Origin of the sequence: Paenibacillus sp. J5C2022 (genome assembly GCF_025567625.1) — a bacterium.
Lineage (GTDB): Bacteria > Bacillota > Bacilli > Paenibacillales > Paenibacillaceae > Pristimantibacillus.
On record NZ_JAOQJC010000031.1, the window covers coordinates 48,994 to 63,538 of the forward strand.

The following is a 14,545-nucleotide window of genomic DNA, read 5'->3' on the forward strand; positions in this document are numbered from 1 at the left end:
TCGGAAAGAGGAGAGTCGCCCCAAGCGGGGAGGCTCTCCTCATTTTTGGCCATGAGACCTCATTGGTTCTTATTGATCATCAGGGTAGCTTGCATGCGATTGGAGACATGAAGCTTATGATAGATACGATGGGAGTATACCTTCACGCTGCCAATGGACAGCTTCATCTGTTCGGCAATCTCCTGGTTGGTAAGCCCGTCTGCCATCAGGGTCAACAGCTCGAATTCCCGATTGGTCAGCAGTTGACGAATATATTCGTTTTTCACGGAGAACTCGTCGCCGTTTTTGGAATGGATCTGGATTTGCTCCATAATGGAACGAGCATAAGCCAGAAGCGCTGGCTCCTCTTTGGTTTGAAGTACTTCAGCCAGTATAGGCAGGAGCGATTCTCCCTCGTACACAAAGGTCATGAAGTAGCCTTTCTTCTTCCCCTTACGCAATACGACGAGCAGAGCATCGCGGGCTTCGAACGTACGGTCGTACTTGTGCAAGGCGATTGATTTGATCAGATTCAGCTCAATCCATGCGCCTTGAAGCCGCTCGTTGAGAGCGATGATGGACAATCGGTCGATAAGTGAGACGACTTGCGGCAGGCGGTCCCGCGCAACCCATACCCGGCACAGCACCAAATATTCGTACTCGCGTTGCAGGGTGAGCGGGCCGTCCGTTGCCAGCTTCGATTGGTTGAGCCAAGCGTCCACCCGGTCCATTCGTCCATGTCTCAAGTCCATATAGATTTGGAAAGCCTCCAACGCCAATTGCCATTGCGGCGCTTCATATTCGCGAATGAAGGAAAGGAGCTCCTGGAGCATCGGCTCTCGATCATAGCCGGGATCACGGAAGGTTTTCATTTGCAAGAAGGTAAAGATCGCCGGCAAATAAATGCTCAGCATGCCGAGTTCCTTACCGACTTGCATGGCTTCCTGCAAGTAAGCTTCGGACGCCGCGAATTCCTGTTTCTCCATGAGACATTCGCTGTTCAAGGCGTTCATTAAGCCCCACACGTGTCGTTCCACTTGAACTTCTTGATTGGCCTGCTCGGTATTTTCCATATACCCCATCGTTTGTTCCAGCATGGCTCCGGTAGCGCTGTAATCGCCGAAATTGCCGAGATTGCTTCGAATTAATCGCGCGTAACCCGGGTTGAATTCTACAGAGCCGGCGACTTCACTCTCGTACGGCAGATAACGGGTGTGCTTTATCCGATAAGCCTTCATACCTTCGAAATCGTATTGCAAATAGCAAACGTGGCTTTGCAACAGGCAAAGCTCAGGGACATATGGATGTCTGCCGTCAGCGTCCAACTGCTGCATGATCTGGTCTTCCAGATCACGAATAATATCCCGGGCTTCTTCGATCTGTCTGCACAGCAGCAACGCCCAACAGTAATAGAGCAGCAACTCGGGCATCGTTCGAACAAGGTTGAAGTCAAGTTGGCGAATGCGCTCGATGAGCGGCACAGCTTGTCCTTGTCTGAGCATGCTCGGAGCAAGCTTGACCAGCAGCGCAAATACCTTCTCGTCGTTCCCGGCGGCTGCCTCATGCTCGACAGCTTCCTCATACTGCTGATTCGCTTCATACCAGCGACCTGCGCGTTCATGGTACATTTGGACATCGTCCGGTTGATGCGAAGCCAAGTAATTCCGCAGAAATTCGGTAAATAAATAATGGTAGCGAAACGTCGTCCGTTCGGGGTCCAATGAGATGATGAACAAATTGCTTTGCACCAATCGGTTGAAAACATGTCGGCTATCCGGTCGTCCGGTTACGGCCTGGCACAGGCTCTCATTCCATTGATTCAGGCATGCCGTGGCTAACAAAAATTCGCGGATTTCTCTGTCCAGTCCGTGGAACACTTCCTCGAACAAGTAATCGTGAATGTGATGTTTGGATACGCCCAATAGAAAAGAGGGATGCCGAGATTCCGTTTGTTGACAGGAAAGCAGCACCAGTTGTAAACCGGTTGCCCAGCCTTCCGTCTGTTGAAAGACAATCTTCGCTTGCTCCTCATCCACTTGGACAGGCCAAGTACGCATTAAACAGGACGTTTCATCCATGGTAAACGCCAAATCCCGCGCTCCGATTTCCAAGCATTGGTCTGCGAGCCGCCATTTTGACAACGACCAAGGCACAGCCGAACGGCTGCTGACAATGAGTGTTATATTCTCCGGCATATAATGGAGCAGATAAGCAAGATTTTCATGAATTTGCGGGTTTTCGATGAAATGATAGTCGTCCAGAATCAAATAGAAGGCTTCCTCTATATCGGCAATCTGTTGAATCATCAGTACGAGTACCGTTTCGATTGACGGTTGCGAGACGCGAAGCAGCTTGCCAAGCGATTGGCCGAATTGCGGATATAAGCTTCGGATGCTGTCGATGACACAGCTTAAAAAAAGAATAAGATCGTTGTCGCTCGAATGCAGGGAATACCAGCACGCCCGATTGTCCGAATGGCGCACCCAGTCGCCAAGAAAAGTGGATTTCCCGTAACCCGCAGGCGCAATAACGGTAATGAGTTTCTTTCGGTTTTGCCGCGAATCGGGCCATAGACGCTGCCTGACGAGCATCTTCGGGTCGGGCGGAGGAACAAAAAATTTCTGGGACAATACAGGATATGCGGTCATTATTATCCCCTTTGTTGAAACGTGTCGTTTTTTAAATTATAACAAAGAAGAATGGCGATTCATATAAAATACGTTGAAATTGCTGGCTTTAGTAAGCCTTTCTTCCTCTTGGGAAGAAGCTCCTCAAACTTCAAAACGAAGCGCCATCTGTTCCAATTGCTCCGCCAATTCGTTTAGCGAGCGGCTAGAGGCGGCAATCTCCTTCATTGAAGCAAGTTGGTCTTGCATAGCGTCGGATACTTGCTTGGATTGTCCGAAGGAACGCTCAGCGATGACCGACAATTGTTCCACAGATGCCGCAATCTGCTGGGAGCCGGCCGACATCTCCTCCGTCGAGGCCGACACTTCTTGAAGTTGTTGAGCAATTACTACATTTGCCTTCAGGATCTCTTCGAAGGACAGACCGGCTTGTTCCATCACTTGCATGCCGTTCTCTACTTCCTTTGTGCCTTCATCCATAACGGATACGGCGAGTTTGCTGCCGCGCTGAATTTGCGTTGAAATTTCCGCCACCTGTTCTGAAGCGAATTTGGTTTGATCCGCCAGTTTGCGGATTTCCTGTGCGACAACCGCGAAGCCTTTCCCGTTCTCTCCCGCACGTGCCGCTTCAATACTAGCATTTAATGCTAGCAGATTCGTTTGCTGCGTAATGTCGGCTATCGTTGCTACAATCTCGGATATTCGAGCGGAATGCTCGTTGAGTTCTTCAATCGTTGCTTTCGAGCGGCTGGAAGTATCGCCAATCGTGCGCATCTGTCCAATGGCCCGATCGATTCGCTCGACACCTTGCTTCGCCTGTCGCTCCGCATCGACGGACAATTCAGCCACCATCCCTGTCGTTTCTGCAACACGCTGAATCGCTTGTGCCATCTCTTCCATAGCGCGCGCTGTTTCAGTTGTGCTTTGTGATTGCTGTTCCGCCCCATTCGATATTTGCTGAATCGTGCTCGCGACGAGATTTGTGGAACCCGTATTTTCGTCGGCAGCGCTGGATAATTGCTCTGCGGAGGTGGCTACTGTTAGCGAAGCGTTCTGTACATTGCCGATTAGCGAGGCCAACTTGCTCCTCATCTGTTCGAACGCGTCGGACAATAAGCCAAACTCATCATTGCCGGAAGATGTAACAGGCCGGCTTAAATCGCCCGCAGCGATCATACGGCTAACGTCAACCAGCTTGCGGATAGGAACCAATATCGCGCGAACAAGTCCATAAACAATCGCCAAAGCCAGTATGACAATCGCGCCGATTGACCACAGCTGCGACACGATCATGCTGCGAGTAGAAGTTTTGATCTCTGTAATGGCCTGAGTGATTTCCCCGATCTGCGACTGGCGAAGCGCATCGACTTTCGTGTTGATATCTTCGGCAGTTTTATCGAATTCTCTCATGGTCTTGTTGCCTGCGACCGTTCCGCCGGATAAATAATCTGCGGCCATTTTTTTGCCCATGTCATAATAAGCGCGGAAAGATTGTCGAATCTCTTCCAGATGCTCCTGATCAGCCGGGTTGATTGTCACAAATTGATCGAGGTCTGTCTCAAAACGATTTGCATGTTGTTCTGCTTCAGCAAGAGCGGCATTGTCAAGAGTAGCGCCAACGTCTGTAAGAAACTGCTGAACCTGAACGACGGCCAGCTTCATATCGCTGGCTAATAAAGCCGACTGAAGCTTTCTCGATTCGACTTGCTCCACATGATGGAGCCCTTTGTAGGTATTTACATATTGAATCACAAAAACTGCCATCATAACTGCAAAAATCAAACCGAACCCGATAATAAGCTTGTTGCGAATTTTCATGAATGCCATCCTCCGTGATGTTATAGCTTTATTTACCTATATTATAAATATACCTTTAGGCTCATGTCGAATAGAATAGAACAGCCGTACCATCGAATGCCACCCTCATGCCGGAACTGGATGCCCCTAATCTGACTGCTGTTGGGGAGAGATTAATCGACTCATTTCGGAATATGATCGAATCAACTGGAAACAATACCCGTTGAAGGTGTCGACAATGGACATGGAAACGGCGTGATGGTGTGACCAAGAAATTAAGCGAGTACAACCAAAAACGGAATTTCGAAAGAACGTTGGAGCCGGAAGGGAAAATAGCGACTTCGGAAGAAGGCTTGAAATTCGTCGTCCAACATCATATGGCGAGAAGAGAACACTACGACTTGCGTCTGGAATGGGAGGGCGTTCTTCTAAGCTGGGCGGTGCCCAAGGGCCCCTCCTATAATCCTCATGACAGACGGCTGGCCGTCATGGTGGAGGACCATCCGCTGGAATACAGGAACTTCGAAGGAACGATACCGAAGGGACAATACGGCGGCGGAGTGGTCATGCTGTGGGATGAAGGCATCTGGGAACCGTATAGTGACGTGGAGAACGGGCTTCAGAAAGGCGAGTTGAAGTTTGTTCTAAGAGGGAAGCGGCTTCGGGGGAAGTGGGTATTGGTCCGCTGGCATGCCAAATCCGGCGAAGAGAAGGATAACTGGCTGCTCATGAAGGAAAAGGATGAGTATGTGCAAACGGATGACGGGATATCGGAATTCGGCATCAGTATAAGAACCGGACGCACCATGGCGGAGATCGAAGCGGGGGAAGAGGAGAAATTCGTAAGGAATCCCTTCAGCAAGGTCGAAGCGCAGCTGGCCAAATCCGTTCAAGCAATACCCGGAGGCGAGGATTGGCTATACGAGATGAAATACGACGGCTATAGAATCATTGCGTTTGTGGAGGGCAACGATGTTCGGCTGTTAACGAGGAACGGCAATGATTATGCCAAGCGATTCCATGATATTGCCTCCGCTCTCGTCGACCTTGCAGCCGGAAGGGCAATGGTGCTGGACGGCGAAGTTGCCATCACAGACGAGTCGGGAAAGACGGATTTTCAGGCTCTGCAGAACTATTTGAAAAATCCCAAAGCCCGGAATCTGACCTATATCGTCTTCGATCTCCTTGCGCTGGATGGTGAAGACCTTCGAAGCACAAGCTTGACGGAGAGGAAAGAAAGGCTGGAGTCATTGCTGCAAAATGCTCCGGGCAACCTTTATTACAGTCGTCATATTAGAGGGAGCGGCAAAGAAAGCTTCGCTGCTGCCTGCGAGGCTGGCATGGAAGGAATTATCGGCAAAAAGGCTGGTTCCCTCTACAGCGGCACAAGGACCGGTGACTGGATTAAACTGAAATGCGATCGAAGGCAAGAATTCGTCATCGGAGGATATGCCCTGTCCGACAAAAAAACGAGCGGAATAAGCTCGCTTCTCCTTGGCGTCTATGAAGATGGGGAATTGGTCTACGCCGGACGTGCCGGTACCGGAATGAGTGAGGCTGATGTGTTGGAGCTTGCGGGGAAATTCGAGCAATTAAAGAGAGAGACAACGCCTTTTAGACTTGCGCCGAAATCTAGAGCGCTGGAAAAGTTGATCTGGCTTGAGCCTGAGCTGGTGGCGGAAATCAAGTTCGCCGAATGGACCAAGGAACATCAATTAAGGCAAGCCAGCTTCAAAGGATTGCGTCTGGATAAGGAACCAAGAGAGATCAAAAGGGAAGAAGCGGAGGAAGTATCGCAGCCTCAAGCTCCCGCTATAGAAGTGGAGAGATCCATGATGGCCCATTCAAACAGCATAGTCATCGAAGGCATTCCGATTACGAACCCGGACAAGGTGCTGTTCGACGACCCTGAAATTACGAAAGAAGATGTGATCCGATATTACGCCAAGGTCGCGGGACATATGCTGCCCTATGCAAGCCGCAGAATTCTCACGCTTGTGCGTTGTCCCAAGGGAATATCTCAGGCTTGCTTCTATAAGAAGCACCCCGGACCTGACAACAAGGGAATTGTCACCATACCGATTACGACTGGCAGTGGGAAGAGGGAAGACTACTTCTATATAGAGAACTCGTCGGGGTTTATAGCCGAAGCGCAAATGGGCACGCTGGAATTTCATATTTGGGGAAGCCGCATCGACGAGCTGGAAAAGCCCGATATGATGGTGTTCGATCTGGACCCGGATGAAGGAATGGATCTTGGCAGGGTGCGACAGGGGGCGCGGGATATGAAGAGTGTGCTTGATGAACTCTCGCTGCATTCCTACCTCAAGACGAGCGGGGGGAAAGGCTACCATGTCGTCGTCCCATTTCAATCGGCGATGACTTGGGATCAGTTCCATGACTTTGCCAGACAGGTTGCCCAGGTAATGGAGCAGAAGTGGCCTGACCGTTACACAAGCAATGTGAGAAAGGCTAATCGCGCCGGCAAAATATTCATCGACTGGATTCGCAACGGCAGAGGCGCTACGAGCATCGCCCCCTATTCTATAAGAGCGAGAAAAGGCGGCAAGGTGTCCATGCCTATCTTATGGGACGAATTGGACACGGTTGCTCCCGATGGCGTCAATATGGCAGATGCGCTCTTGCGGATCGGCGGCAGCGATCCTTGGAAGGATTTTTTTCGTGATCGCTGATTCCATCATAGCAATGAAAACCAGACCTCGGGAGGGCTTAGTCCTTGACCGAGGTCTATTCTGTATGCCTCCGCCTTGCGGTATAGTTCTATTGAACAATCCAGTTGGGGGGAAATACCATGACGAAATCAGTGCTGGAGCTTCGCGAAGTAACGAAATCGATCGGCAGTCGCAAGCTCGTTGACCAGCTGTCCTTCGAGGTTCAGGCAGGGGAAGTATTCGGCTTCCTGGGGCCGAACGGGGCAGGCAAAACGACGACGATTCGAATGATCGTCGGATTAATCGCAATTAGCAAAGGAGAAATAACGATTAGCGGGTTCTCCTTGCGCAAGCAGTTCGAACTGGCGATGACCCATGTCGGGGCCATCGTGGAAAATCCGGAAATGTATAAGTTCATGTCGGGGTACGATAATCTGGTTCACTTCGCAAGACGCCACAACGGCGTAACGAAGCAGCGGATCGACGAGGTCGTGCAACTGCTCGGCTTGCAGAATCGAATTCACGAGAAGGTGAAGCGATACTCGCTCGGCATGCGCCAGCGGCTGGGCGTGGCGCAAGCGATCCTCCATCGTCCGTCTTTGTTGATTCTCGACGAGCCTACGAATGGGCTGGACCCGGCGGGCATCCGCGAGCTGCGCGATTATCTGCGCATGCTGGCGAAGGAAGAGGGGCTCGCTGTTATCGTATCATCACACTTGCTATCCGAGATGGAGCTGATGTGTGATCGAATCGCCATCATTCAGAGCGGGAAGCTGGTGGACGTTCGATCGCTGCATGAAGCGCGCGGTCAAGCGCAGAGCAAGATCCTGCTGGAAGTGAAGGATGCGTCTGCCGTCCAGCTTCTGCTCGCCCAGGCTTTCGAGACGATGCCGATCGCGATCCATGGAGGTCAGCTGGAGCTTGCCGCAGAGGCCGCCCGCATCCCCGATATCGTGAAGTTGCTCGTTCAGTCAGGTGTAGACGTCATGGGCATTCATGCCGTTCGGCAAACATTGGAAGAGCAATTCCTTGAAGTGACAGGAGGCGAGTTGATTGTCTAATTTCATAGGGCTGGTTCGCAACGAAAATATGAAAATCTATCGCAGGCCGAGAACATGGGTACTGATTGCGGTGCTGCTGATGTCCGTCGCGCTCATGAGCGGTGTGATGAAATGGGAAGAAAACCGCACCGACCAGATCGGCTGGGAGCAGCGGGTAAGCGGTTATGTCGAAGAACTTCAGCAATATATAGCGGAGAAGGAGGATATCGGAGAAGAAGAGAGGACCATGCTGGAGAATGAGATCAAGCTGAACCAATATTACTTGGAGCATGATAGAAATCCCTTCGCATTGACGCACTGGGAATACGTGCAAAATTCGGCCGGCATAATCATTCTGGTGACGCTGCTCACCGTCATTATCGCGGCCGATATGGTGGCAGCGGAATTCACGTGGGGAACGATCAAGCTGCTGCTGGTCGGTCCTGCATCGCGAACGAAAATACTGTTGAGCAAATATGCGGTGACCTTGACGTTCGCATTGATGCTGCTCTTGCTCTGCTTCGCTTCCGCTTACTTGGCTGGCGGCATTCTTGAAGGCTTCTCATCGGCTTCCGAGCCGCGTGTGACCGTTGATGCCAGCGGCATCGTGCAAGAGGGCTCCATGCTGGCGCATGCGCTGCAAACTTACGGCTACTCCGTCGTATCGCTTGTCATGTATGTGACAATGGCTTTCATGATATCAGCTGCGTTCCGGAGCTCTTCGATGGCCATCGCGTTCTCTCTTCTGTTCATGCTGCTCGGCAGTACGTTGTCGGCGTTGCTCAGCAAGTTTGAATGGTCCAAGTATTTATTGTTCTCCAATATTGATCTGACCAACTACTTGGAGGGTGGCACGCCGCTGCGGCCGGAGATGACGTTGTCGTTCTCCATCACCATGCTTCTGCTGTATTATGTCGTGTTCCAAGTAACAGCGTGGCTGCTGTTCACGAGACGCGACGTTGCCGCTTAATAGGGTCGCGAGGTTGTTAATGGCATAGCGAATCGGGGTTGTCTCGCAAGGCATCATGGATGCTGGAACGAGATGACCTCTTTCGCATGAACTAAGTATTGCAACGATGGGCGTTGGATGGATTGTAATAGTGGTATAATAATAGCAAATGATGGCGGAAAGGATGGAATGTGGTCATGGAAGCCTCGAATAAAACATTGAGAGTTTGTGAAAAAGGTCATCGCTACTATAAAAGCAGCGATTGTCCGACCTGTCCGGTCTGCGAACAGGATATGAAGCCGAAATCCGGATTTCTATCGCAATTGTCCAATCCTGCCCGGCGCGCATTGGAGCATGAAGGCATTACGACTCTGCAGAAGCTCTCAGAATATACTGAGCGCGATATTCTGCGCTTGCATGGAATAGGTCCCAGTTCAATGCCCAAGCTGCGGGATGCGCTGCAGTCGCAAGGCTTGTCGTTCCAGCATGCGAATAAAGGCTGAAACTAAACATAGGAGGAATACATGTCCTGGAGCAAATTGAAGCAACAGCTGGAGAGCTTTCTCTGTCCTGCGTTGGTTGGAACGTACGAATATCGCTCAACGAGCTATCGTTATGTATCTGACAAAGCAGGGCAATGCTATATTTCGGTAGATAAAAAGAATGTGCTCAACATGAGCGATGCCGCTAAATGGATTAGATGGTATGGGACGGAGCTGGAAATAAAAAATGATCCAACCATCCAGGTTCCTGTCACGGATGAAGAGATTGAACTCATCAGGAAGGAGATCAAAGGGAATGTTCCGGAGGATCGTCTGCAGGTTATCGCTAGCGGCAGGAAAAAATCCGAACATGCAAAGAAGCTCTGGATGGCGCAGTCGGAATTAAGCAAGTCCAATTTCAACGATGTTGCGACCCGATTTCTATCTACCTCTATTGAGGAAAGTCTGGAAAGCCATCATATCTTATTGAATGTTCTTGCATTGGTGGACAGGCGAGTAGGGAAGAAACGGATTGTTAACATGAGCAAGACGATAAAGCTGAAGCACCCCGTCGTACAATATTTTTATGAGCTGAGACTCAGTACTTACCGATAAATCACAGCTTAAAAACAGAAAAATGCCGCTTCTCCCGATACGGAAGAGCGGCATTTTCCATTTATGGCAGTACGATGACTTGTCCCGGATAAATGAAGCTAGGATTTTTAATCGTATCCTTGTTTAATTCATAGATTTGTTTCCAAAGCATTCCGTTGTTTAATGTTTTCTTAGCAATACTATAGAGAGTGTCTCCCTTTACGACTGTATAAGTTTTAACTTCTTCAGTTGTTTCCGAGGACTCGCCGGCAGGAGCTTCGGTTGATTCCGATCCTTCCGATCCTTCGGTTTGTTCTGATTGCCATTCTTTTACCGATTTGATGGAATAGCTGTCCGCACTCGGCTTAACAAGTTCTCCGCCGTTAAGGTACTTTGTAAATAGTTCAACAAGCGGTACGGCATATTCAATGTGAGTTTCCTCTTTTACACCAGGGTCTCTTTGCACAGCCTTTTCAAACGTGACATAGCCGTCTTTGCCCAGAGCTGTGAAGGAGTTCGTAGCTACAATATAGGTTTTATCCAAGTCGATGGGAGACCATTCGCCTGTCTCTCTATCTTTTACTTCTACGTTATATACGCTCTTGACGTCATCTCCTGCATTCAAGTAAACGTCATATCGCAAGTGCGATGCGTAAGGGAACGCGCCTGTGGACTGGGTGATGCCTTGCGAATAACGAATCGCTTCATCCAGCACATTGCTTACTTCTTCGCCAGTTAATTTAAGCGTAGTCACTGTGTTGGAGAAAGGCAGCATAGTGTAGGCATCTGCCATTGTGAAGCTGCCCTGTAAAAAGGTGGACCTTACGCCGCCGGCGTTCTGAATGGCAAGGTCAGCATGCGGCAAGCCGTATAAGAATGAGTCGGCAACAACTTGTGCTGCAAAGCTGCCGTTCGCGTCCTTCACATCTGTAAATGGCTTAGGGACCCGTTCGTTGGTTAGTGTTTCTTTCACAGTGCCGATGACGGTCGCCATTTCTGCCTCTACCGCTTCCTTGTAAGGTGCAATAATCTCCTCCACAACAGGATTGGTATTGCCCTCTACCAGCACATTGCTTTTTGCAATCGCAGCTTTGATGTTGGCCACTGCAGTCTCGTCAGCGTCGACCCACTTACTGTCTACATTAATCTGATAAGGGCCGTTAACGGGAGCAATGGGTTTTCCTGCTGCGCTGATAACTTCGCCTTGCTCATCGAATGTCAAATCAATTTTGCCCAGAACCTTCGCATATTCCCATGCTTGAACGATGTAAGTGTCTTTACCATCGGCATTTTTAACAACCGTTGGATATTCGCCGGTTACAGGCAATCCCAGATCTTTCATTTCGCCCGAGGAGTCAAGCAAGTTGTGTGTATCTCCGCCGATAATCAAGTCGATGTCGTTGGTTTCGGCTGCCAGAACCTGATCGAAGTCATAACCCAGGTGGCTCAGAACCAGGATTTTATTTATGCCTTGCTCTTTTACATCTTCAACGGCAGACTTTACAAACTCGATTTCGTTAATGAAGTCAACATCATCGCTAACAAGCGAGGATTCCTTTGTTTTTTCAATTTTTACAACGCCGATAATGGCTACCTTCTCACCGTTTACTTCTTTAATCATGTATGGTTTGTCCAGTTTTCCATAGAGAGGAGATTTCTCAGTCGGTTTAATATTACCCGATAATACCGGGAATGTTGCCATATCGTACAAGTCGGCAAGGCGCTGGTCACCCTCGTCAAACTCATGGTTGCCAACCATGTAAGCGTCGGGCTGCAAGGCGTTTAACACCTTTATGTCCGTTTCGCCCTTGTAGAGGCTGAAATATAGTGTGCCGTTCACTTCACCGCTTTGCAAATACAAGGAGTGGTCGTTTTTGTATTCATTAATCAACGAGGATATGTAAGACATTCCGCCTAACTCCAAGCGTACTTTTTCGCCTTCTTGTGCGTCGTCATAATCTAAGCTTACATCGTAAGTTTGACTTTCCAAGTGCGAATGGTGGTCATTCAAGTGCATGATGGTTAAATCGAAAGATTCGGAGGCAAGTACAGCTGCGGGGCTGCTTAAAGAAGAAACCATTAATGCTGTTAAGCCCAGACCAACCCATTTTCTTTTCAAAATAATTCTCTCCTTTTGTATGGTGATAAGCCTGATTATAGGGATGGAGTATTCTTGAAACATAAATTGCAGGTTAATATTATGTAAAATCCGACTTGACGTTTGGCAGCTTTGCGATTAAGATGAGTGTGTATTCATGAGGTATTTGTTGTTTTTTATTGGTTTTTAGTTGACTTCAGCGTCTGTCATTTTTACAGCTATTGTGCTTCCATCGATGATTACAGGGTGTCGGGATGTTGGGGTATTGGGGCATTCGTCCACGTGTTTCAAAGCTTTTAATTTCGAGGAGGAATATTCTATGGGTGAAAAAGTGCTGCTCATCTCGGTAGACGGGATGCGTCCTGACAGCTTGGAAGCGGCGGGGCATTCATTTGTGAAAGAAATGATGAAGAAAGGGAGCTATACGCTGCATGCGCAAACGGTTATGCCGAGCGTAACCTTGCCGTGTCATATGTCGATGTTCCACAGCGTGCCGCCTGAGCGTCATGGCATTGTGGATAATGTGTATACGCCGCAGGTTCGTCCAGTCGCAGGCCTTTGCGAGCAACTGCGCAGCCATGAGAAGGTATGCGCTTTTTTCTATAACTGGTCGGAGCTTCGCGATTTGACGCGTCCCGGCTCACTAGCCTACAGCTCTTATATTTCCGGCGACATTTCCTACGAGGCTTCCAACAAGAAGATCACCGAGCAAGCTATCGACTACATGAATCAAGATGCGCCTGATTTTACGTTTTTGTATCTGGGGCATGTCGATGAAGCCGGCCATAAGTACGGGTGGATGTCGGCCGAATATATCCAGGCCGTCCACGATTCCTGGGCATGCATCGAACAAGCGGCTTGTGCCATTCCGGAGCAATATACCGTTATCGTCACGTCGGATCATGGTGGCCACGGGCGTGGACACGGAACGGATATGCCGGAGGATATGACCATTCCGTTATTAATGACAGGGCCGACAATTGCATCCGGGAAGCAGATTGACACTGCCAGCATTCTCGATATAGCGCCAACTGTCGCGAAATTGCTCGGTGTGCCGGGCAACAAGGACTGGGAGGGCAACTGCCTGGTGTAAGAGAGCGGATTGATGAACTGCAAGGGGCATTATAAATAGGTGAAAAAAGGACGCCAAGGAGCGAATAGCTTCTTGGCGTCCTTTCATTGCTGAAGGGCGTGTGAGCGCGCCTGCAGTGTATGTAGCCAACACTAAATTGGCGGAATCCCGTGCGAGCGCGCCTGCAGTGTATGTAGCCAACACTAAATTGGCGGAATCCCGTGCGAGCGCGCCTGCAGTGTATGTAGCCAACACTAAATTGGTGAAATCCCGTGCGTGCCGGAAAGGAATAGTAAAAAGGCGCTGCAGGAATTTTTCTTATTTTATGATTTTCTTACTTCCTCAGGATGGCCCGATAAAAAAACTTAGGCAGCGCGGATTGCCGCCGCCAACGCGATTTCTGCCCCTTGGCAACGGGAACAGTAAGCAAGCGATGAAGCCATTCTAAATGCATAGTCTTCCAAATAGCAGGAGTGGGCTTTACCTTGCCGGCAATGACGTCAAGGCTTCCCCCAACACCGAAAACAACTTTAACGCCATTAAGCTTTCCTCTGTTTTTGTGAATCCACTTGTCCGTATAGGGGGCTCCCATCGCAATGATGAGTATATTGGGCTTGGATTGTTGAATGTCCTCAAGAATGCGGGCTTCTTGGGCAGCGGAGAAGAATCCGTTATGTCGGCCTGCGACGGCTGCATTAGGATATCGATAGCGTATTTCATTCACAGCATTGCGGCTGGTCTCTTCATCTGTACCAAGAAAGTAGAAGCTCCAGCCTTGTTCGTCCCCTCTTTCCAACAGTTGAAGAAGCAAATCATAGCCCGTAACCCGTTCAGGGATCGGATCGCCTTTTCTTTTTGCAGCCAAGACAATCCCGATGCCATCAGGTGTAATTAAGTCTGCCTCTTTTACGATGGCTTGAAGCATTTTATCTGTTTGGTGAGCGATTGCAATCTCCGGGTTCGCTGTGATCAAATGAAATAACTTCGGCTGTTCTGTCTGAATATGTGCGGCTAGCTGCTGTACTGTTTCATTCAACGTTAATTTGGAGAAGGGAACTCCTAATATGTGAACTGAGCCTCTCATAGCAATCACCTTTCAATATGCAGATTGTAGAGTTATTTTACCATAAATATCCATGCAAATGAATTTGAAACTCTTCTGTGAATATTCTTGACAGCAACAAGGAAGCATACTAAAATGAAGGAAACTAAAAATAATATAAAAGTTTCCTAAG

Annotated in this window: 10 protein-coding genes; 6 read left to right on the forward strand and 4 right to left on the reverse strand. The window is 49.3% G+C overall.

All coding sequences use genetic code 11. The features are described 5' to 3' along the window. Positions 1–59 precede the first annotated feature (59 nt). Entirely contained in the window at positions 60–2,627 is a 2,568-nt protein-coding gene (locus M6D81_RS21905; protein WP_262679183.1) for a winged helix-turn-helix domain-containing protein, read from the reverse strand. Positions 2,628–2,750: 123 nt separating this feature from the next. After that, positions 2,751–4,424, reverse strand: a complete 1,674-nt coding sequence (locus M6D81_RS21910) for a methyl-accepting chemotaxis protein (protein WP_262679184.1) — start codon at positions 4,422–4,424, stop codon at positions 2,751–2,753. 242 nt (positions 4,425–4,666) lie between these two features. Between M6D81_RS21910 and ligD the strand changes: the two genes are divergently transcribed. The 5 genes from ligD (at position 4,667) to M6D81_RS21935 (ending at position 10,161) form a co-directional block, all read left to right on the forward strand. Beyond that, positions 4,667–7,096: a DNA ligase D gene (gene ligD, locus M6D81_RS21915; protein ID WP_262679186.1), complete on the forward strand. Its 2,430-nt coding sequence runs from the start codon at positions 4,667–4,669 to the stop codon at positions 7,094–7,096. 119 nt (positions 7,097–7,215) lie between these two features. After that, positions 7,216–8,136: an ABC transporter ATP-binding protein gene (locus M6D81_RS21920; protein ID WP_262679187.1), complete on the forward strand. Its 921-nt coding sequence runs from the start codon at positions 7,216–7,218 to the stop codon at positions 8,134–8,136. Continuing rightward, a complete protein-coding gene (locus M6D81_RS21925; protein WP_262679188.1) occupies positions 8,129–9,085 on the forward strand; it encodes an ABC transporter permease in 957 nt (318 codons plus the stop codon). The genes M6D81_RS21920 and M6D81_RS21925 overlap by 8 nt, the downstream gene beginning before the upstream one ends. Positions 9,086–9,261: 176 nt before the next feature. Continuing rightward, the gene (locus M6D81_RS21930) at positions 9,262–9,567 is read left to right on the forward strand and encodes an RNA polymerase alpha subunit C-terminal domain-containing protein (protein ID WP_262679190.1); all 306 of its coding nucleotides are present in this window, start codon (positions 9,262–9,264) and stop codon (positions 9,565–9,567) included. Between the two features lie 21 nt (positions 9,568–9,588). After that, the gene (locus M6D81_RS21935) at positions 9,589–10,161 is read left to right on the forward strand and encodes an SF0329 family protein (protein WP_262679191.1); all 573 of its coding nucleotides are present in this window, start codon (positions 9,589–9,591) and stop codon (positions 10,159–10,161) included. 61 nt (positions 10,162–10,222) lie between these two features. Here M6D81_RS21935 and M6D81_RS21940 read toward each other — a convergent pair whose 3' ends face one another. Then, entirely contained in the window at positions 10,223–12,259 is a 2,037-nt protein-coding gene (locus M6D81_RS21940; RefSeq protein ID WP_262679192.1) for a 5'-nucleotidase C-terminal domain-containing protein, read from the reverse strand. 298 nt (positions 12,260–12,557) lie between these two features. Here M6D81_RS21940 and M6D81_RS21945 point away from each other — a divergent pair, with 298 nt between their 5' ends. Then, positions 12,558–13,331 (forward strand): alkaline phosphatase family protein, encoded by a 774-nt coding sequence (locus M6D81_RS21945; protein WP_262679193.1) that lies wholly within the window; start codon positions 12,558–12,560, stop codon positions 13,329–13,331. Between the two features lie 313 nt (positions 13,332–13,644). Here M6D81_RS21945 and M6D81_RS21950 read toward each other — a convergent pair whose 3' ends face one another. Beyond that, entirely contained in the window at positions 13,645–14,394 is a 750-nt protein-coding gene (locus M6D81_RS21950; RefSeq protein ID WP_262679194.1) for a WecB/TagA/CpsF family glycosyltransferase, read from the reverse strand. Positions 14,395–14,545: the final 151 nt, after the last annotated feature.